We start from the raw sequence: 19,104 nt of genomic DNA on the forward strand, positions 1-19,104 counted from the left end.
ATCATACAGATTTTTGACTAAAGCGCCGAGCGCTTAAACCGCGAATAGGAGCGATCGCCAAATCAAAAAGAGGTTCTAGGTTTCGAGGCGCGAAATTTACTCTTGTTTGGAGCCTTTATAACGCCGTCCGCGTCCGCCGCGTCAAGCGCGGCTTTAACCGCCTCTACGATACGCCGATCCGAAGAGATATTAAACCAATTAAACTGCGCGCCGCTTTGCATTACGCCGCTTAATAGATCGCCCGAATCGCGGTTTTGCAAATCTAATTCCGCCACCTCGAAGCCGTCGTTAGTTTTGGCAAGCTCCGTTAAGCGGGCGTTGCGCGGATTATTCGAGTAGAAAAAACATCGCGCCTCCTGCCCCGCTCTGCCCACGCGCCCGCGAAGCTGATGAAGCGTCGCGAGTCCTAGCCGATCCGCGCCCGCGACGACGATCGTGTTAAGTCTTGGCAAGGATATGCCGACCTCCACGACGGTGGTGGCGAGCAAAATCGCGCCGTTTTCCCTGAAGTCGAGCAAGGTTTCCTCTTTTTCCCGATCTTTGCCGTGCGTAACGTAAACGCGATCAAAACGGCTCTCCCAATAGCCTCTCGCCTCTTCCAAGCTCCGATATTCGTTAGTTTCGCTCGCCTCGATTAGCGGATAGACGATCAAAACTTGAGCGCCGAGCGCGATCTGCTCTCTGATATGCGCGATCAGCTCGCCAAAATCGTTGCGATCGATCACTCGCGTTTGAACGCGCCTCTTAAACGGCATAGTTTTGATTGTCGTGATTTGCAGCAGCGAGCTTTGAATCATCGCCAGCGTGCGCGGGATTGGGGTCGCGGAAAACTGAAAAAAATGCGGTTTGGCGCCGCCGCCGCTTGTGAGATCGCCGAGCTTTTTACGCTGGTTCGCGCCGAAGCGGTGTTGCTCGTCGATCATCACGCAGGCGGCTCTGGGCAACTTGCGGTAAAGCAACGCCTGCGTGCCGACGATGAAATCCGCGTCAGGCTCGCTTAAAAGGTTTTTGCCGTCGATTGTATCCTCTTTTTGCGTTACAAAGCCGATTTTCAGAAAACCGCCCAAATAGTTGCGCGCCTCTTCGTAAAGCTGATTTGCCAGCAGAGTCGTCGGCGCCATCAATATCGTTCGCGCCTTGCCGACCATATAGGCGATCGCCAGCATTACCATCGTTTTGCCGCAACCCACGTCGCCTACGATCAATCTTCGCGCCTGAACGTCGCGAGAGAGATCGCTTCGGCACGCGGCGATCGCGGCGAGCTGATCGTCGGTTAGCGCAAACGGCAGGCTTTTGATAAACGGCGCGGGATCGGCGGTAATCGTCGCGATCGCGCTTAATACCAGCCGTTTGCGGCGCAGCCTTTTCATAAAGGAAAATATCTCGGCGTATTTCAGCGCGTAGATTGTCTTGGCGTTATCGAGGCTCGGCATAGTTCGCGGAAAGTGAAGGTTTATCAACTCTTTTGCGATCTCGATCGGCAGACCTTCGGCGATCAGTTTTTGTTCGCCGACGTTGGCGGCGATCGCGGCTTTCGCGGCTTTGTTTTTGTATTGCGGCTCGATAGCTCCGGTCGTTTTTACCGCGATCGGCTGAATTATCTCAAGCCCCGCTCGTCCTCGCTCAACCTTGCCATAAAGGTTCAAAATCGCGCCGCGCGTATATTGCGCCTTTTGCCAGCTTTTGGCGTGAAAATAGACGGCGCTTACCTCCGCGCGCCAATTTTGCGAAAAGAGCCGCGCGATAAAAATCTTGTCCGTATCGCGCGTATCGATTACGCGGGCTACGCACAGACAGCTTGCGCCAATCGACGGATATTCGCCGACTCGCAGATCGCGCCAGCTATTAGGTATTCGCAAAGCCGATTCAATCGCCGACGCGGCGCTTGATTTGGCGTTTATATCGGGCGGTTGTTTTATCAATTTGCGTTTATTTAGCGCGGCGGCGCGAATAGGGGCTTGGTTTTCGCGATTTGCCGTTTGCAAAAGGCGTTTTGATAGGCTTTTGATAGCCCGTTTGCGCGATCGCGGTCAATCCTATGCCTCCCAGCTCGCTAAAGCGTCGTTATTTTCCGTTGGTTACGATAAAAAAACTTAACCGCAGAATCTCGGAGTGAGCGGCTATAAATTGATTTAGCTCGTCCAATTTAAGCGTCTCGATCTTTTTTAGCTGCTCTTGCTGCCAGCCGATCGGTTTGCCGCGATAAAAATCGCCGTAGGCGCGATTTAGACGCTGAATCATCGTTTCGTTGCGAAGCGGCTCGCTTCCCAATATAAAGCGGCGCGCCTCGTCTAGCTCCTTTTGCGTCGCGCCGTTTTTGACAAAATCCGCTATAACGCTTTTTACGACGGCGATCGCCTCCTCTTGCGACTCTAGCTTGGTTTGCAGATGCCCGTTAAAACGCGCGTTCGTCAAAGATAGATTAACGTGCGAATACGCGCTGTAAGCGAGTCCTCGCTGGACGCGAATCTCCTCCATCAGGCGGCTGCCAAAGCCCGACGCGCCGAGGATAAACGACGCGGCGACGGCTTTGTAACCCTCGTCGTCGTCAAAACGCAAATTAAACGGCGCGCCAAAGTAGATATACGCCTGCTTGGTGTCGCGTTTGATCGTTCGCGTTTGCCCGTCGCTTGCCGTTTCGTAGAAGGCGATCTCCGCTTTTTTGCCGCTTGGCAAGGCGTTTAGTATCTTTTCGCTCCACGCCTTCGCCTCTTGAGCGCTAAGATCGCCGCCGAATAAAAAGGTCGCGCGCTCTTTTACCAGCGCCGTTTTAATATGGTTTTCAATCTCTTTCAGCCCGATCTTTTCCACGCTTTTCCAGTCGCCCATTACGGGGCGTTCAAGCGGCGTATTTTTGAAAAGCGTTTCGTTCAGCCCGCGCTCGGCTACATAGTCGAAATTCGTTTCTAGCGAGCCGAACTCCCCTTGCGCGGCGATCTTGATCTTCGCGAGCGCGTCGGCGCTCAAGTTGGGATCTCGCAACAAAGCGCATAGCCTGTCGATCCCTTCGCCGAACTCCCCTCTTAACGAGCTAAGATGAATGGAAAAGTTCTCTTTTCGCGCCTGAAAATCAAGCGAGATCGCCTTCTCTTCCAAAGCGCGGGCAAACGCGACCGCGCCTAGCTTTTTCGTGCCTTGATCTAGCAACGCGCTCGTCAGATAAGCCACGCCTGAGTTTTTGCCGTCGCTAATCGATCCGGAGCCTAAAAACACGATCTGCAGACTAACGATCGGCAGTTTGCGATCGGCTTCATACAAAAGCGGCGCGCCTTTGACGTATTCGATATTCATAGCCAAAACAAATCCTTGCAGTAAAAATAAAACGGCGCAAAAACGAGCCATAGTCGCCTCCAAAAAGATAATGTTAGCAAAATCAACCGCGCCGAAAAAAACTAAGATGAGATAAAATCTCGCGTTTTTAACAAGCTACGAGGCGGATAAACATGCACCGACCAGCGATAGAGCGGGTAATTAAAGCGATCGAAACGGTTAAAGTCGGCAAGATGGTTATACTGATCGACGACGAGGATCGCGAAAACGAAGGCGATCTGATGTATGCGGGCGCGCTTTCCACGCCGGAACTGATGAATTTTATGATCAAAGAGGCGAGAGGGCTTGTGTGCGCCGCGCTGGATCGCGCGATCGCCGAGCGGTTAAATCTCGCGCCGATGGTAAGCAAAAACACCTCCGCGCACGAAACGGCTTTCACGATAAGCGTGGACGCAAAAAGCGCCAGCACCGGCATTTCGGCTTACGAGCGCCACGATACGATCGCGCTTTTAGCCGATCCGCTTAGCTCTAGCGACGATTTGGTTAGCCCAGGTCATATCTTCCCGCTGATCGCCAAAGACGGCGGCGTTCTCGTGCGCGCGGGGCAGACCGAAGGTTCGGTCGATCTCTGCCGCTTAGCGGGATTGGCGTCGTGCGGCGTAATCTGCGAAATCCTTAAAGAGGACGGCTCTATGGCTAGACGTCCCGATCTAGACGAGTTCTCGACGCGGAACAATATCCCGATCGTTTATATCGCCGATCTGATCGAGTATCGGCTTGAACGCGAATCGCTTGTTAGCCGCCGCCAGATCGAGGTTAAAGAGCTGTTCGGCGCGAGCGTAACGATCAGCGAATGGGTCGATCATCTAGGGCGCGTTCACAACGCGGCGGTTTTCGGAGAGATTGGCGAGGAGTGCGCCGTCAAGTTTCATCTGATTGGCTCCGACGCGGCGCTGATCTTGGACGATAGGCGTTTTAGCGGACTACTTAAGGCGATCGAGTATCTTAAACAAAACGGCGGAGCGTTGCTACTGCTGGAATCTAACGCCAGAAGCGCCAAAAAAGAGTTTGGCATAGGCGCGCAGATTTTAACGCGGCTTGGAGTAAAGCGACTTACTCTGCTCGCCACGCAGGAGTTCGACGAGCCTACGGCTCTCGCCGGTTTTGGGCTGGAGCTTAAAAACACGCTTCTGCCGTAGCCCGTTTGTTTTGGCGACGCGCGATAGATTAACTTATTTATGTTTTTCAAAGGCAGGCAATGCAAAAACGAGGGTTTTTCCTAACTCATTCGCCCATAAACGCGCGTTTCGCGCAAAACGCGAAAGATTTCGTCGTGGAGGAGATAGCGCTTTACGAGCCAAGCGGCGCGGGCGATCATCTATTTGTGAAAATTAGAAAAAAGGGCGTTTCCACTTGGGAGGCGGCGCAGGCTTTCAGCGAGCGAATCGGCGTAAAAACGCGCGATATAGGCTACGCTGGGCTGAAGGACAAGAACGCCATGAGCGTTCAAACGCTCTCTTTTCCAGCCAAATTTGAATCAAAGATCGCGACGTTCGAGCATAGCGCGATCAAGGTTTTGGATATTCGCAGGCATAACAACAAGCTAAAGATCGGACATCTTAAAGGCAATAGGTTTTTTGTCAGGCTTAAAAAAGTCGGCGCGATCGACGCGAAAAAGATCGACGGCGCGATCGCGCGGATCGCAGAAAACGGCGCGCCAAACTTTTTTGGGTTTCAGCGCTTCGGGCGCGACGGCGACAACTACGAAAAAGCGAGGGCGTTTTTGGACGGAGAGGCGAAAATACGCGGGCGTAAAATGCAGACCTTCCTTATCAACGCGCTTCAAAGCGAGCGCTTTAACGCGTGGCTTACGCGCAGGATCGAGCTTTCAAGCGCGATAAACAGTTTCGGCGCGAAGCAAATCGCCAAAGAATACAAGCTAAACGCCGACGCGATCGAGGAGCTAAGCGCGCAAACGCAGTTTTTCAAACTTTTGGAGGGCGATATTATGCTCCACTATCCGCACGGCAAGCTCTATTTCGCGGAGGATTTGACCAAAGAAGCCGATCGTTTCGCCGCCAAAGAGAGCGCCCCGACGGGCGTTTTGAGCGGACATAGGGCTATGCTTGCCAGAGGTTTTGCGGGCGAGATCGAGAGCGAGTTTTTCGAGGATATTCCTTCAAGCGGCGATCGCCGCTACGCGTGGATTTTTCCGCAAGAGCTAACTGGCAAACACGTAGAGCAAGAGGCGCATTACGAGCTTGGTTTTTATCTGCCTAAAGGCTCTTACGCCACCGCTTTGATCGAGGAGATATTGCATTGCGAACTAAGCGGCGATCCAAGCGGACACAATGAGAATTAGCTAAAATCCCAAATAATGAAAAGATTGCTGATTCTTGCCGACGGGGAAGTCGCCGAACGATACGTCAAGCGCATAGTAGATACCTATACGGACGCCAACCTGTACACAATCGTATATTATCGCGGCGAGATCGCGCGGAGCGAAACGATCTATTGCGAATTTCATCGCTTTGATCCGACTAGTTTCAGCAAGTTAGAAGCCGTCTTTTCCAAGCAGACGGCAGCCGCTTACGTGGTGATGAAAGAGCCGCTAGACGCCGTGCAGGCGTATAAGAACTTGCGGGCGTTGAGCCGCGAGTTGATAATCTACGCGCTAGATTCCGGCGGGTTAAACGAACTGCCAAACGACGATCCAAACCTACAGCGCGTTTCGGCGAGCGAGCTGCTTGCGAACCGCTTAATGGCGCTAACGCCCAACATTCCCGTAAGCGCGCAATACGTGGGGCTGGGCATAGGCGAGATAACTGAAGTCAAAGTGCCGTTTGGCAGCGCCTACGCCTACCGCCATATAAGCCACGTAACGCAAAACAAGTGGCGGATCGCGGCGATATACCGAAGCGGGGAGCTGCTTCTGCCGTTTCCTACGTTGATGATCCGCCCGGGCGACAACCTGCTTTTGGTGGGGCAGCCCAATATCCTAAAAACCGTCTATCGCGCTATTAAAATTGAAAGCGGGCAGTTTCCCGCGCCGTATGGACGCGCGATATATATGCTGATCGACATTTCGCGCCGCCGCGAGAAACAAGCCGAAGCCGAGCTTGAGAACGCGCTAAGCCTCCACAGACGGCTAAAAAACCGACCGCTGTATATCAAAGCGATCAATCCCGACAGTTGGACGGCGCTGAAAAAACTGCGCGATATTAAACAGTCCGATATATACGTCGATATAGCCTATCGGACGTTCGACCTTGAAAAAAACCTGCTTAAAGAGATATGGCGCTACAACGCGGGGCTACTCGTAGTAAGCGACGAATTTTTTAGCAAAAAAGCCAATAGGCTTTTGGCGCTTAAATCGCAAAAACCGATCTGGAAACTTGGAACGGATTCGATCTCGCAACTTAAAAGCTCGGCTATGATTCTAAGCGCCAATCCGACGTTAGAGCAGATCTCTTCCGTTTTATTCGATCTCTCGGCGCAGCTTGCGACCGATATAGAGCTGTATCCGTCTAAAGGCGACGAAGCGGGCGAAAACGAGGCGCTGGAGCATTACAAGAACCTAGCGGCGATTCACTCGCGATCGATCGGCGTAAAAAACGACGAGGATAACGTGATTATGACGCTACGGCAAAAAGAAAACTTACTGCTGTTTTTCCCCTTTGACGAGGCTATGACGCAAAATAGTTTGCTAGATTTTATGAAGCTGAGGCAAGCCGAAAGAATGTATTCGTTTTTGAGCGAGCGGCATCAGCTTTTTATTCCGGTGTTATAGATGATTATAGATATAAACCTGCGAAAAAATATAGACGACGGCTATAAAGTTCATATCGGCGATCTTGGCGAGCTGACGTTCGATACGAAAGTCGCGATCGTTACCAACAAAACTATAGCCGCGCCGCACTTAGACAGGTTAAGATCGCGCGTATTCGCGCCGGAGATTAGCGAGATTATTATAGAGGATGGCGAGCGCTATAAAAACCTTGAAACAATCGGAAAAATCGCCGATCGCCTGTGCGAGTCGCGGCTCGATCGCAAAAGCGTTTTGATAGCGTTTGGCGGCGGCGTGATCGGCGATATGACGGGTTTTTGCGCCGCGATCTACCAGCGCGGCATATCGTTTGTGCAAATTCCGACGACTCTGCTTGCGATGGTTGACGCGAGCGTGGGCGGCAAAACGGGCGTTAATAACGCTTACGGCAAGAATCTAATCGGCGCTTTTTACCAACCAAAGAGCGTCCATATCGATCAAAGATGGCTGGCTACCCTGCCAAAACGCGAGTTTGCGGCGGGAGCGGCGGAGATCGTAAAGATGGCGGCTACGCTAGATCGCGAGTTTTTCGAGCGGCTAGAAAACGCCGATCTTAGCGACGAAAAAGAGCTTGCCTACGCGATCGCGCAATCCATTCGCATTAAAGCCAATATCGTTATGCAAGACGAGAAAGAGAGCGGCGCGCGGGCGATATTAAACTACGGGCATACCTTCGGACACGCTATCGAAAAAGAGAGCGGATACGGCGCGTATTTGCACGGCGAGTGCGTCGCGATGGGTATGATCATGGCTAATAATCTAGCGGTCAGTCTAGGGCTTCTCTCAAGCGGCGAAGCCGATCGGATCGATAAAACTCTCCGAAGGTTCGGATTAACGGCGCGATACAAAACTCCCGACGCCAACCGTTTCTACGAGAGCTTTTTTCACGATAAGAAAACGCTGAGCGACAAAATCCGTTTCGCTCTGCCGCGCGGAATCGGAAATTACGTTTTTATCGACGACGCGGCGAAACGTTTAGCGATCGACGCGATAATCAAGGGCGGCGAATGAAATTAGCGCGCGCGTTGTCTTTGTTCGCCGCGATCGCTCTAGCTTGCCTAGCCGATACGAGCGAGGCGCAAACGCGGCTTGACGAGATAACGGCGCAGATCGCGAAAATAGACGAGGCGCTCGATTCCGATCGCAACGTGTGGATCAAACGCTTTATCGATCGGCGCGATTTTCTCGCTCTGCAAACCGAACAAGCGCAGATCGCCGCGGAGATAAAACAGCTTGCGAGCAGACGCGACGCGGCTTCCAAACAGCGGCGCGATCTGCTGGAAGAACGCGCTAAAACCTTGAAAATACGGCTTGAGTTGCTTGGCGAATCCTCCGACGCCTCGCCATACGACAGCGCTTCGGGAATCGATCTTGTCTCCGACGCTCCGGAGGTGAAAAACCCTTTCGCGATCATAAGCGGCTTCTCGTATATTCGCGAAAGCTCGCAACTGCTAGACGAACAGCGGGTTAAACTTCAATCGCTCCGCGACACGATCGAGGGCGAAAAAGAGCGCCAATCGTTAATAGAACGCCAAAACGCGCTTTTGCTTCAGCTAAATCAACCGAGCGTCGCCGCCGAATACGCCGAAACGATCGCGCTGCTAACCTCCCTAAACAATATAGAGGAGGTGTTGTCCACCGCGCTTAGCGTGCAGGAAAAGCGCTTTAGCGCGAACGAGGCGCACGTAAAAGCGCAGATCGAAGGGGAAATATCCAAACTGATTTTAATAGCGTCGGCGGTGGCGGCTCTTATCGCTTTGGGATTCTTTCTGAAGCTGGTGGTTAAACGCGCCGTAGCCGACGCGAATCGGATATTTAGCATCAATCGCGCCGTTAATATCGCGACCTTTCTTATCGTAGCGCTGATCTTGCTGTTTAACTACATTAACAATATCGTCTATTTCGTTACGCTGCTAGGATTTATATCCGCCGGTATCGCGATCGCCATGAAAGACTGGTTTATGAGTCTGCTAGGGTGGCTTGTGATCGTGATTGGCGGATCGGTGCATATCGGCGATCGCATTCGTATCGTGCGCGACGGCGACGCGGTAGTCGGCGACGTGTTAGAGATAGGCTTGACGCGCATTATGCTCTTCGAGGATATTACGCTCGCCACTTTCGATCTTAACCGCAGGGCGGGACGGATTATACATATTCCAAACAACTACGTCTTTACAAATATCATTCAAAACTACGCCTACGGCGAAATGCAGACGGTGTGGGACGGCATAGATATTGTCGTTACGTTCGATTCCAATCACAAAAAAGCGCGCAAGATCGCAAAAGAGATCGCCGCTAAGCACGCGATCGGCTATACCGATCAGACGCGCAAACACTACAACAATCTACGAGCGCGCTTCAATTTTCGCGCCGTCAGCGTGGAGCCGCGCGTCTTTACTTTTGTCCATACTTACGGGGTAAAAGTGAGCGTCTGGTATCTGACCAACTCTTACGCTACGCTGTCGCTAAGAAGCGCGATCAGCGCGGAGATAGTCGAAGCGTTTAACGCCGCCGACGGAATTATCATCGCCTACCCCACCTACGCGCTCGATACGCTAAAAGCGATCGAGGCGGCGCGCAGCGATCTTTTTAACCGCGCCCAACCCTAAACAAACCCGCGATCCGCGCGGCGAAACGCGAAAGTCTTTTTTTAATCTAAACTAAATCGCGCGTATCTTAAAACGCTTTGAGCGCTAATTTAATGAAAATAACTTTATTATTACGCAAGCGATTTATGCAATGATAATCATTCTATAATGTCGGACAAATTATCACACGGAGTTTGAATGAGATCGATCGTATTTACTACGGCGCTCGTCGCGGCGGCGTTCGGCGCCGAATTGGACGACGTGCTAAAACAGAGCGCGGCGGATATGCAAAACGCCGCGGCTTTACAGGCTAGAATCGACGCGCTGGACGACGAGACAAAAGCGCTGTTAGACGAATACCGCCGCGTAACGCGCGAGATAGAGATTCAAGAGCGCTACAACGCGGAGCTAGAAAAGCTAGTCGCCGCGCAAGACGAGGAGACGAGGAGCATACAAAAACAGATCTACGCCGTAGAGGAAACGACCAGAAGCGTGTTGCCGCTGATAAGCGAGATGATCGAAGGTTTTGAAAGCCTCGTATCTTACGATCTGCCGTTCCTGCCCGCCGAGCGAGAGGATCGCGCGGCAAAGCTAAAAACGCTGACAAACCGCGCCGACGTATCCATAGCGGAAAAATACCGCGTCGTGCTGGAGGCTTACGCTATCGAAAGCGAGTATTCGCGCACGATCGAAGCCTACGCGGGAGAGTTGGAGGACGGCAGAGCCGTCGATTTTTTGCGGTTGGGACGAATCGGGCTTTACTATTTGACGCGCGATCACAACGAGGCGGCGAGATACGATATGGAGTTAAAAGCGTTTACGCCGCTTAACTCTGGCGACAAAGAGTCCTTAATAAACGCGGTCAAGATCGCCAAGAAAGAGAAGGTGGCGGATCTGATCGCCCTGCCGCTTAGCGCGCCAAAGGATAAACAATGAAACGAACGCTGATTGTTTTTACGCTCGTCGTTTGCGCGGCGTTTGGCGATAATTTGGATCGATTGCTAGAAAAGGTGCGCTCAAACGGAGAGCGGGAGCGTCAAGCCGAACTGGCGCGCGTCGATCGCTTTTTAAAAGAGCGAAACAACGCGGCTACGCTTTTGAAAAACGCCAAAGCCGAATACGATAAAGCTCAGGCTAGAGGGCGCGCGTTAGCCAACCAAGCGGACGCGAACGAAAAGAAAAACGCCGATCTGAACGACGAGTTAAGACGAAAAAGCGGCGGTTTGAACGAGCTTTTTGGCGCGTTCAATCAGCGCGTAGGCGAATTTAAAGCCGAAACGGACGATTCGATCGTATCGGCGCAAGTTCCCGAAAGATTCGAGCGGATTCTAACGCTCGTAAACTCGCGCGAACTGCCAAGCTCCGAAGATTTGAGGGGCTTTTGGGCAATGCAGCTCGAAGAGATAATCCTAAGCGGCAAAATCGAGCGGTTCAACGCGATCGTAATCGATAGGCGCGGAGAAAAACAAGAGCGAACCGTCGTTAGGCTCGGCGCGTTTGGGGCGACGTCGGAAGGCGAGTATTTTGTTTGGAAAAACGGCGCGATCACCGCCAGCGCGGGACAGCCAAGCGGCGGCGTTCAACGGCAAGCGCGAGCTTTCGAGAGCGCCTTAGAGCCTAAAGCGATCGCCGTCGATCCTACGCGCGGCTCTCTTTTGGAGCTATTCGCTCTGCGTCCTAGTTTTGCGGAGCGAATGACGCAAGGCGGCGCGATCGGCTATCTGATCTTAACGCTGGGCGTTTTTGGCGTCGGCTTGGGATTATGGCGCATCGTCAAACTGCGCTCGATTGATAAATCCGTCAAGCGCCAACTGGCAAATATCGGCTCGCCGCGCGGCGATAATCCGCTAGGTCGCGTGCTACTCGAAACCAAGAGCAAAGAGAGCGCGCTCGATTTGGAGATAGGCGCGTTGGAAAAGGGGCAAGGCGCGATAAAACTTTTAGCCGCCGCCGCGCCGCTTTTGGGGTTGCTAGGCACGGTGGTGGGTATGATCGGCGCGTTTCAGGCGATCACGCTCTTTGGCGCGGGCGATCCTAAGATGATGGCGGGCAGCATATCGCTGGCGCTGGTTACCACCATGCAAGGGCTTATCGTAGCGGTGCCTCTGCTGTTTATACACGGCTTTTTGCGTTTTAGAAGCCAGACGATAGGCGATCGGCTAGAAAGCGTCTGCCTATGAACGCTATCGCGCGTTTTTTGGATAACGGCGGGCTTGCGATGTGGCTGCTTGCCGCGCTTAGTTTCACATTATGGACGCTGGTTTTTTGGCGCTGGTTTTTTGGCGCGAAAGTTATGACGCTTCTTAAAACCATCGTCGCCATCGCGCCGCTTCTTGGGCTTTTTGGCACGGTGATGGGCATGATCGAGGTGTTTGAGGCGATCGCGCACTACGGCTCTAGCGAGCCTAGAGTTTTCGCGTCCGGAATAGCCCGCGCCACTTTTCCCACGATGGCGGGTCTGACGATTGGGCTGCTTGGATTGTTTGCCTCGACGAAATTTGTCTATTCGTTTGGGCAAAACGCGGCTAAAGGAGGCGGATCGTGAGAAGGCAAAGACGCGACGAAGAAACGGGCGTGGATATGACGCCGATGCTCGACATCGTATTTATTATGCTGATCTTTTTTATCGTTACCGCTTCGTTTGTCAAGGAGTCTGGTATTAGCGTTAATAGCCCTCGCGCCTCGACCGCGCAGACGCAGGATCAGGCGAGCGTGATGATCGCTATTAACGAGGCGGGCGAGATATGGATAGACGGGCGCATAGTGGATATTCGCGCTATAAGAGCCAACGTCGCGCGCTTAAAGGCGCTTAATCCTGAAGGCGCGGTCGTTATCCAAGCCGACGCGAACGCGAAAACCTATCTGCTCGTCGAGGCTATGGATCAAGCGCGGCAGGCGGGAGTTGAAAATGTATCGATCGCGGCGCGCCCCAAATAGGGCGCTTGTCAAAGGTTTCGGCGCGATCTTTTTTGGCGCTTGCGCGTCCGTAACCACGCTGTGGCTAATGGCGCTCGCGACCAATTTCGCGCCGAGCGAAACGCGAAACGGCGATTTTGACAAAATAGTCGAATTTATCAGACTGCGCGAGGAGAGCGCGCTAACGCCGCAGACCAGAACGATCACGCCGCCAAAACCGCCGCCTCCGCCGGAGCTTCGCACGGAAGTGGACATAGGCTCTATTGAAGAGACAAACGCCTACGCCTTCGCGATCGATCCTTCCATGCTCTCTATGAAAGGAATAGCGGTTGGTCGCGGCGTCGCGGAGCGAGGGCTAATCCCCGTTTCTGGAATCCCGCCGAACTATCCTCGCGCCGCAAAAATGCGGGGGATCGAGGGAAACGTGGAGCTTGAGTTTATCATTACCGAAAGCGGCGAGGTAACCGACATAATCGTCATAGGCGGGGTCAACGGCGATTGGTTTACGGAAACGGCTATACGGGCGCTATCGCGCTGGCGTTTCTCGCCCAAAATAGTAAACGGCAAGCCGGCGCGCCAGCTTGCTAGGCAGGTATTTACCTTCAAATTGGAGAACGAACGATGAGAACGATTTGGCTTTTATCGGTTTTTTGCGTTTTGCTTAACGCCGCTCTGCCGCTTGAGGAGGCGAAAGCGCATTTAGACGCGGGACGCTATAAAGAGGCTTACGAACCGCTTAAACAGGCTATATCCATGGTTGAAAACCCGCCGATCGCTTGGCGGCGCGTGCTGGCTTCGCTATGTCTTGAAATCAACAACACCAAAGAGGCGATCGAGGCGTTTAAGGGCATAGTGATCGAGGAGGAATCGACCGAAAGCGACTTTATGGGGCTGTTTTACGCGTATTCGCTATTGGGCGACGATAAAAACGCGCTTGGAGTTTTGAGCGCCGCGCAAGCCGCTGGCAAATTGGACAAAGAATCCAGCCTCGCGATCTATTCGAGCATGTTAGCGCAAGGCGGCGGCGCGATACGAGCGGCTAAACTCTTACGCCGCGCGATCGACGAGAACAAAATAGCCAAAACCCCGCAAAACTACGAAAGGCTTTTTTACGCATATCGTCAGGCGCGAGAGCATAAGGAGGGGCTGCGCGCCATTCGTTTGGCGAACTCTCTGAGTCCTAGCGAGCGGTTTTATTCGCAAGCGGCGTATGTCGCGTTTGAATCCGGAGAGTTTAGCGCGGCGATCGAAGCCGCTCAAAAAGCGATTGAACTTGACGCTAAAAACGCGCATTCGCTTAGGCTGTTAATCGGCGCGTGCGCTATTGAAACGAAAGACTATATGCTTGCGCGATCGGCGTTCGCCGAAGTCTTAAAATCGCCCAAACACGCTAAACAGGCTAAAAGCTGGCTAAACTATTTAGACGAGCTTACTATTAAGCAGAGCTTAAATTAAAAGCCGTTTAAGCGCGCTTAACGTATCGGCGCTTATCGCGCTTAAGAAAGTCGTCTATTTACGCCCGCTTCAAACCTCGAAAAGCGCGGGCGAAGCTATGTCGCGGCGTTTATAAGTTAGCGGCAAATCCGCCTTAAAGTTTGGCAAATGTCGCGAGCTTGGAAAACAACGCGCAAAGCCGTTATGATCGTTAAATTGCAAACAAGAGGCAATGATAAAACAAATATGGCGAATACAACCTGATTTCAATCCATAAATCGCGCGCAAAGTCGCTTTTGAAGCGTATAGTCGGGTAAAACAAGGCGATCTATAACGCCGCTTTGCTATAAAACGTTAAGCGCGAATGGAAATTAAACCCCGATTTCAACGCCAGCTACGCGATCGCGCCTTCTCGTTCAAAAGTCGCGTCGGAGCTTTGGAGGTCGCCTTTGCGGTAGCGTATGGCGTTTTGGCGATCCAAAAGATCGCGAATGACTTGCGCGCCAAAAGCCAGCCGCATCCAGCGTTTCAATACGCGTCCTACCGCCCCCGCCATTCCCGCACGGAGCAAGCGTGAGCGTTTCGTAATCAAAGGCGGGTATCTATCTCTCTCTGTCGTACCCGCGCGGAGCAAACGCGAGCGCTTCTATCGCTCCGCGCGGGAATGACGGTAATGTGGATTACCGTAATCCTGCGCGCCTTGCGCTCCTAGCGAAGCGGGCGTTGCGCGGGAATGACGGAGGGGGCGGTAGGCGTTGGCTGAAATATCGGCGGCGGCTGGCTGTTGTTTGGCGTTTTGTCGCGCTCCTTGCGAGCGCGTGGATTGAAACTTTTCCTTTCCAGCGTTAATCAGCTGGTTAATCCGTCGCGCGGTTTGCGAGCGTGCGGATTGGAGGTTTTTGCCTAAGATTGACGCGCCGAAAAAGGCGCGGGCTGGCTTTGCGTTAGGTTTGTTCGCCGATCAAAACAGATAGCGCAAGTCGATTTCCTCGATATTTGGTCGCTCTCTAACGCGATGCTTAAACTGCTCTTGCAGGTTTTCTTGCAGTTCCTTGACCTGACGTTGCCTCGCGGGTTCGCTCGTTTTTGCCGCCACCCCGCTCAACGATTCGATTAACGCGCGCAAATCAAGAGAGCAATCGAGCGCGTTCTGCCGCCTTCTGACCGCGCAACGAAGCGGCAACGCCACATTTTGCCACCCTTCGCTTATCTCGCACGGAAAACGCCAGCGCGCGTTATACGAGAGCGACAACGAGCCTTTTAACGCGCCCCGCTCCTCGTAAAGCGAACCGCTTAACACAAACGGATCGCTCGCGAGATAGATCGCGTCCATTCCGGCCGGTCTTTTGCTTAGCCAAAACTGCATAGCCTCAAAACTTTGCGACGGCGAGGGCGCGTATTTGGGCATCTCGCGCCCTTTTGAAAAAGCCGCCGCTTTGCAGTATAGCTCCGAAAAGTTCAGCCCGCGCAGAACGCCGTTTGCCGCGCAGGTCTGTCCGCTCGCGCACGCTCTTTTTTGCAGATCGCCGCTCGCGAACGGATAACCAAAATTGGTAAGCAACCTTTGCAACCCGTCCATTTTTTTCGGAGTAGGCGGCTCCTCGATCAAAGGTTCGTAAACAACGCTCGGCTCTTGCGAGAGATTTGCCTCGCCGACGCTCTCCGCGTCGGTCGCGTTGATTTCGTCCGATAGCGTCGCGTTCTCTTCCAACGCGTAAAATTGCGCTTTAGGCGGCGCTCTTACTATCGCGATTTCAACGCGGCTTCTGCTAAAAAGCAGATCCAAAGGCGCGGGCGCGAAACGATTCGCCCCTAATATAAATAACAGGACGCAAAAAAGCAAAACGAGCGGCGGCGTTAGGCGAAACATCAGATCCCCGCCATCGCGCGGACGGCGGCGGCGCGATCCTCTTGGCGCATAAAATATTCTCCGATCAAAAACGCGTCCATGCCGATCTCGCTAAGCTCCAGCAGCCGCTCGCGCGAATGCAAGCCGCTTTCGGCGACAATGATCTTGTCTTGAGGAATCAGCGCGATAAGTTTTTCAGACAAACTCATATCCATCTCTAGCGTGTCTAAATTGCGATGATTTATTCCGATAATCGTCGCTTTGGCGGCGATCGCTTTGCTTAGATCGGTTTTATCGTGTATCTCCACAAGCGCCTCCATTCCTAGATTTCGCGTTTGCTCCAGCAACGACGAAAGCTCTTTGAGGCTTAGTATATTGGCGATTAGTAGCGCGAAAGAGGCGCCGTAAACTAGCGCTTCAAGCAGTTGATAGCGATCGACGATAAAATCTTTGCACAAAAGCGGCAGGCGGTTGTGCCTGCGAATCAGCGAAAGATATTCCAAATCGCCTTTAAACCATTGCGGCTCGGTCAAAACGGATATTGCCGCCGCGCCGCCTTTTTCGTAGTCGGCGGCGATCGCGATCGGATCGAAATTTTCGCATATATCGCCGCGAGAGGGGCTGGCTTTTTTAACCTCCGCGATGATTTTGAGCGGCTTGTTTTCCTCTTTTTTCAGCGCGGCGATTATATCGATCGGATAAAACGGATTTAACGCCATAGCGCGCCCAAGCGTCTCTTCGGGCATGGCGGCTTTGCGCTCTTTTACTCTTTCGCGCGTAACTCTCACAATTTCGTCAAGTATCATCGTTAGTTCTTTGTTAATGATTGTTCGTAACTTTTTTTGATCGCGTCGTAATGCTCTAGCACCGTTGGATCGCTTTTTTCTTCCGCCGCCACTTTCGCGATCAGATCGTAGGATTCTTTGAAGCGTCCGAGCTTAAAATATCCCCATGCCAGCGAATCGGCGTAATATACGTTGTTGGGATCGATCTTTAGCGCCAGCTTAACATACTCCACGCCGCGTTCCACGTCCACATCATGATCGATCAAAAGATAGCCCAGATAGTTAAGATATATATGATGTTGATTTGTCGCCACAACCTTTTCAAGCGCGCTGATCGTTTGCTTTGCAAGCTCTATATTCGCGTCGCCGCCAGCTTCGTATTTAAGCATGGCGCTTAAAGCCAAATAATCGATCTTGCCGCTTGCCCTATAGAGTTTAGAGGCGATCGCGGCGGCTTTATCAAAACGTTTGTCGTTTCTATACAACTCTAGCAATATCTCGTCGTTAAAGCGCGTCTCTTCAAGCCAAGCGCTTAACGATTTATAGTTTTTGTCGATCAAATACAGTTCGATAATTTTTTCGCCCACCAGCCGATCGGGACGTATTTTGTATATGCGTTTATACGCGCTCGCCGCGCCGCCTGCGTTGTTTGATTGAGCGTATAGAGAAACGAGCCTAGAACAAATATATTCGCTGCAGCCGCGTTCGGCGATATGCGTTTCGTAATAGGCGATCGCCTCTCGCGTTTTGCCAAGTCTTTCGGCTAGTATTGTCGCCATTCTGTCGAGCGCTATGTCGCCGGGCGCGATCGCGTAGGCGCTTCTATAGGTTCTAAGCGCTTTTGAATCCTCTTTGTTCAACGCGTATAGATCGCCAAGCGTTAAATAAACGTCTAAACTTCGCTCTTGTTTCGCCAAAATTTTAGCGTTCATAATCGCGTTTTCTAGATCGCGTTTGCCGTAATAACTCGCCGTTAAAACGCGCCGCAAAAAAATATCCTCGCCCTCTTTAATCGCTGCGTTAGCCTCTTTGATCGTTTCATCGTAGCGCCCCGCCTTAAACAGCGCCTCGATCCAGCGAAAACGGCTGACTTTATCGCCGTCGTTTATGTATATAATGCGGCGATATTCGCTAGAGGCGTTGTAGTCCATTCTGTTTTCCGCGTCTATCGACATAATTTCGTATAGATCGCGGCTGTATCCCGCCGCGAATATTGCCAGCGCCGCCGCCGCCAAAATTAAGAGCGATCTCATACGATCGCTCCCGCGCAGGCTAGAGTTAGCCGCTCGATCTGCTCGTTCATGCCAGCCCAAAACGGAAACGATTTGCATTGCGTCGGGCGCGCCGCGTAGATTTTGCAACCGCTATCGCCAAGAAAGACGCACTCGAAACCGCGTTTTGTTTCGCGCTCTTTAACCCGCCAACCCTCGCGTTCTCTACGAAAATATAACCCTCGCGTCGCCGCCTCGCCTTCGCCCAACAGCGCGGAGATCGCGGCGATCTCTTTATCGCTCGCCCATACGTCCCCGCTTTCGCCCGCGCAGCATCTAGAACCGCAACGTTCGCACGCTTGCGGATCAAAGGCAAAATTAAAGCCCTCTCGTTTAATCAAGCCACGCATAGCGTCCCCGCTTTTTTGCCGATCAGGCGTATATCGGCGCTTATTCCGTCTTTGTCGCGTAGAATAAGCGGCGGTAAAACCTCCGTGGCTTTAACCGCTCTTTTCCCCGCGCGAACGAAGATCAGCCGCGCCGAATCGCCGTTTGTTTTATGCGCGAATTGAATCGCGCGCGTTTTCCAGCGCAGATCGCCGAGCGTTTTTAACAGCGACGAAACCTTTGAGGCGTCGTAGCAGAAAAACAGATCGCCGTTTGATTTGAGCGCTCTTCCCGCTCGGCGCAAAAAATCCTCGATCGGAAGCGCGCAGGCGTATCTGGCGAGTTTTAGCGACGGATCGGGGCTTGCGGCGGTTTTGGCGCCGTAGAAAGGGGGATTGCATACGATCGTATCAAACTTTTCGCCTATATCAAATTTGAGAAAATCGTCCGCAAAAAAACGCGCCGATATGCCGTTTAACGCGCCGTTTTGAACCGCAAACCTCACCATCTCCTCCTGAATATCCACGCCGACAAGCGACAAACCGAAGTCCCTAGCCAACAGCAAGCCTATAATCCCGCAACCGCATCCCACGTCTAACAGCGATCCGTTAAGCCGTTTTTGCGAAGCAAAGCGATACAGCAAAATAGAATCGGTGTTGTAACGATACCCTTTTTCGGGCTGTCGCAGTTCCATGCAAGCCTTTGGCGAAATAGCGCGATTATATCCAACCTTCTATCAAGTCCGATCAAAACCCGACGAAGCTATCGGCGATAGCCGCTTTGCGGCGCGGCGTTTTTGCCTAGCTATCCGTCGTTTGCTTTTTGATCGCTAACTTTT

Annotated in this window: 19 protein-coding genes; 11 read left to right on the forward strand and 8 right to left on the reverse strand. The window is 52.6% G+C overall.

The window, feature by feature from the left end; translation table 11 throughout:
* Nucleotides 1–62 precede the first annotated feature (62 nt).
* Together recG and LBF86_03315 are read right to left on the reverse strand one after the other, a co-directional pair.
* On the reverse strand, nucleotides 63–1,985 hold the full coding sequence (gene recG / locus LBF86_03310; protein ID MDR0664530.1) for an ATP-dependent DNA helicase RecG: 1,923 nt from the start codon (nucleotides 1,983–1,985) through the stop codon (nucleotides 63–65).
* A gap of 79 nt (nucleotides 1,986–2,064) precedes the next feature.
* Complete coding sequence (locus LBF86_03315) at nucleotides 2,065–3,342, reverse strand: insulinase family protein (protein MDR0664531.1); 1,278 nt, start codon at nucleotides 3,340–3,342, stop codon at nucleotides 2,065–2,067.
* Between the two features lie 101 nt (nucleotides 3,343–3,443).
* On the opposite strand from LBF86_03315, the gene LBF86_03320 reads away from it, so the two are divergent.
* The 11 genes from LBF86_03320 to LBF86_03370 all read left to right on the forward strand — a co-directional run bounded on the left by LBF86_03320 (nucleotide 3,444) and on the right by LBF86_03370 (nucleotide 14,055).
* Entirely contained in the window at nucleotides 3,444–4,469 is a 1,026-nt protein-coding gene (locus LBF86_03320; protein ID MDR0664532.1) for a bifunctional 3,4-dihydroxy-2-butanone 4-phosphate synthase/GTP cyclohydrolase II, read from the forward strand.
* A gap of 59 nt (nucleotides 4,470–4,528) precedes the next feature.
* Nucleotides 4,529–5,632, forward strand: coding sequence for a tRNA pseudouridine(13) synthase TruD (gene truD, locus LBF86_03325; GenBank protein ID MDR0664533.1), 1,104 nt, complete (start codon nucleotides 4,529–4,531; stop codon nucleotides 5,630–5,632).
* A gap of 15 nt (nucleotides 5,633–5,647) precedes the next feature.
* Nucleotides 5,648–7,060 carry a hypothetical protein gene (locus LBF86_03330; protein ID MDR0664534.1) on the forward strand — a complete coding sequence of 471 codons (1,413 nt, stop codon included), beginning with the start codon at nucleotides 5,648–5,650 and terminating at the stop codon, nucleotides 7,058–7,060.
* Nucleotides 7,061–8,107 (forward strand): 3-dehydroquinate synthase, encoded by a 1,047-nt coding sequence (gene aroB, locus LBF86_03335; GenBank protein ID MDR0664535.1) that lies wholly within the window; start codon nucleotides 7,061–7,063, stop codon nucleotides 8,105–8,107. It abuts the gene before it with no gap.
* Nucleotides 8,104–9,705, forward strand: coding sequence for a mechanosensitive ion channel (locus LBF86_03340; GenBank protein MDR0664536.1), 1,602 nt, complete (start codon nucleotides 8,104–8,106; stop codon nucleotides 9,703–9,705). The genes aroB and LBF86_03340 overlap by 4 nt, the downstream gene beginning before the upstream one ends.
* 177 nt (nucleotides 9,706–9,882) lie before the next feature.
* The gene (locus LBF86_03345) at nucleotides 9,883–10,620 is read left to right on the forward strand and encodes a DUF3450 domain-containing protein (protein ID MDR0664537.1); all 738 of its coding nucleotides are present in this window, start codon (nucleotides 9,883–9,885) and stop codon (nucleotides 10,618–10,620) included.
* Nucleotides 10,617–11,864 (forward strand): MotA/TolQ/ExbB proton channel family protein, encoded by a 1,248-nt coding sequence (locus LBF86_03350; protein MDR0664538.1) that lies wholly within the window; start codon nucleotides 10,617–10,619, stop codon nucleotides 11,862–11,864. Before LBF86_03345 ends, LBF86_03350 begins: the two co-directional genes overlap by 4 nt.
* Nucleotides 11,861–12,229, forward strand: coding sequence for a MotA/TolQ/ExbB proton channel family protein (locus tag LBF86_03355; protein MDR0664539.1), 369 nt, complete (start codon nucleotides 11,861–11,863; stop codon nucleotides 12,227–12,229). The genes LBF86_03350 and LBF86_03355 overlap by 4 nt, the downstream gene beginning before the upstream one ends.
* The gene (locus LBF86_03360; protein MDR0664540.1) at nucleotides 12,226–12,621 is read left to right on the forward strand and encodes a biopolymer transporter ExbD; all 396 of its coding nucleotides are present in this window, start codon (nucleotides 12,226–12,228) and stop codon (nucleotides 12,619–12,621) included. Before LBF86_03355 ends, LBF86_03360 begins: the two co-directional genes overlap by 4 nt.
* Nucleotides 12,593–13,225 carry an energy transducer TonB gene (locus LBF86_03365; protein MDR0664541.1) on the forward strand — a complete coding sequence of 211 codons (633 nt, stop codon included), beginning with the start codon at nucleotides 12,593–12,595 and terminating at the stop codon, nucleotides 13,223–13,225. Before LBF86_03360 ends, LBF86_03365 begins: the two co-directional genes overlap by 29 nt.
* Nucleotides 13,222–14,055, forward strand: a complete 834-nt coding sequence (locus tag LBF86_03370; GenBank protein MDR0664542.1) for a tetratricopeptide repeat protein — start codon at nucleotides 13,222–13,224, stop codon at nucleotides 14,053–14,055. Before LBF86_03365 ends, LBF86_03370 begins: the two co-directional genes overlap by 4 nt.
* Before the next feature lie 373 nt (nucleotides 14,056–14,428).
* On the opposite strand, the gene LBF86_03375 is transcribed toward LBF86_03370, so the two are convergent.
* From LBF86_03375 to LBF86_03400, 6 genes are all read right to left on the reverse strand, one after another.
* Nucleotides 14,429–14,566 (reverse strand): hypothetical protein, encoded by a 138-nt coding sequence (locus LBF86_03375; protein MDR0664543.1) that lies wholly within the window; start codon nucleotides 14,564–14,566, stop codon nucleotides 14,429–14,431.
* 429 nt (nucleotides 14,567–14,995) lie between these two features.
* Complete coding sequence (locus LBF86_03380) at nucleotides 14,996–15,904, reverse strand: hypothetical protein (GenBank protein ID MDR0664544.1); 909 nt, start codon at nucleotides 15,902–15,904, stop codon at nucleotides 14,996–14,998.
* A complete protein-coding gene (trpC, locus tag LBF86_03385; GenBank protein ID MDR0664545.1) occupies nucleotides 15,904–16,689 on the reverse strand; it encodes an indole-3-glycerol phosphate synthase TrpC in 786 nt (261 codons plus the stop codon). Before trpC ends, LBF86_03380 begins: the two co-directional genes overlap by 1 nt.
* 2 nt (nucleotides 16,690–16,691) lie before the next feature.
* The gene (locus LBF86_03390) at nucleotides 16,692–17,921 is read right to left on the reverse strand and encodes a hypothetical protein (protein ID MDR0664546.1); all 1,230 of its coding nucleotides are present in this window, start codon (nucleotides 17,919–17,921) and stop codon (nucleotides 16,692–16,694) included.
* Nucleotides 17,918–18,289: a YkgJ family cysteine cluster protein gene (locus LBF86_03395; GenBank protein ID MDR0664547.1), complete on the reverse strand. Its 372-nt coding sequence runs from the start codon at nucleotides 18,287–18,289 to the stop codon at nucleotides 17,918–17,920. Before LBF86_03395 ends, LBF86_03390 begins: the two co-directional genes overlap by 4 nt.
* The gene (locus LBF86_03400) at nucleotides 18,277–18,960 is read right to left on the reverse strand and encodes a methyltransferase (GenBank protein MDR0664548.1); all 684 of its coding nucleotides are present in this window, start codon (nucleotides 18,958–18,960) and stop codon (nucleotides 18,277–18,279) included. Before LBF86_03400 ends, LBF86_03395 begins: the two co-directional genes overlap by 13 nt.
* Nucleotides 18,961–19,104 lie beyond the last annotated feature (144 nt).

The organism is Helicobacteraceae bacterium, assembly GCA_031258155.1.
In the GTDB taxonomy this organism is placed as follows: Bacteria; Campylobacterota; Campylobacteria; order Campylobacterales; family SZUA-545; genus JAIRNH01.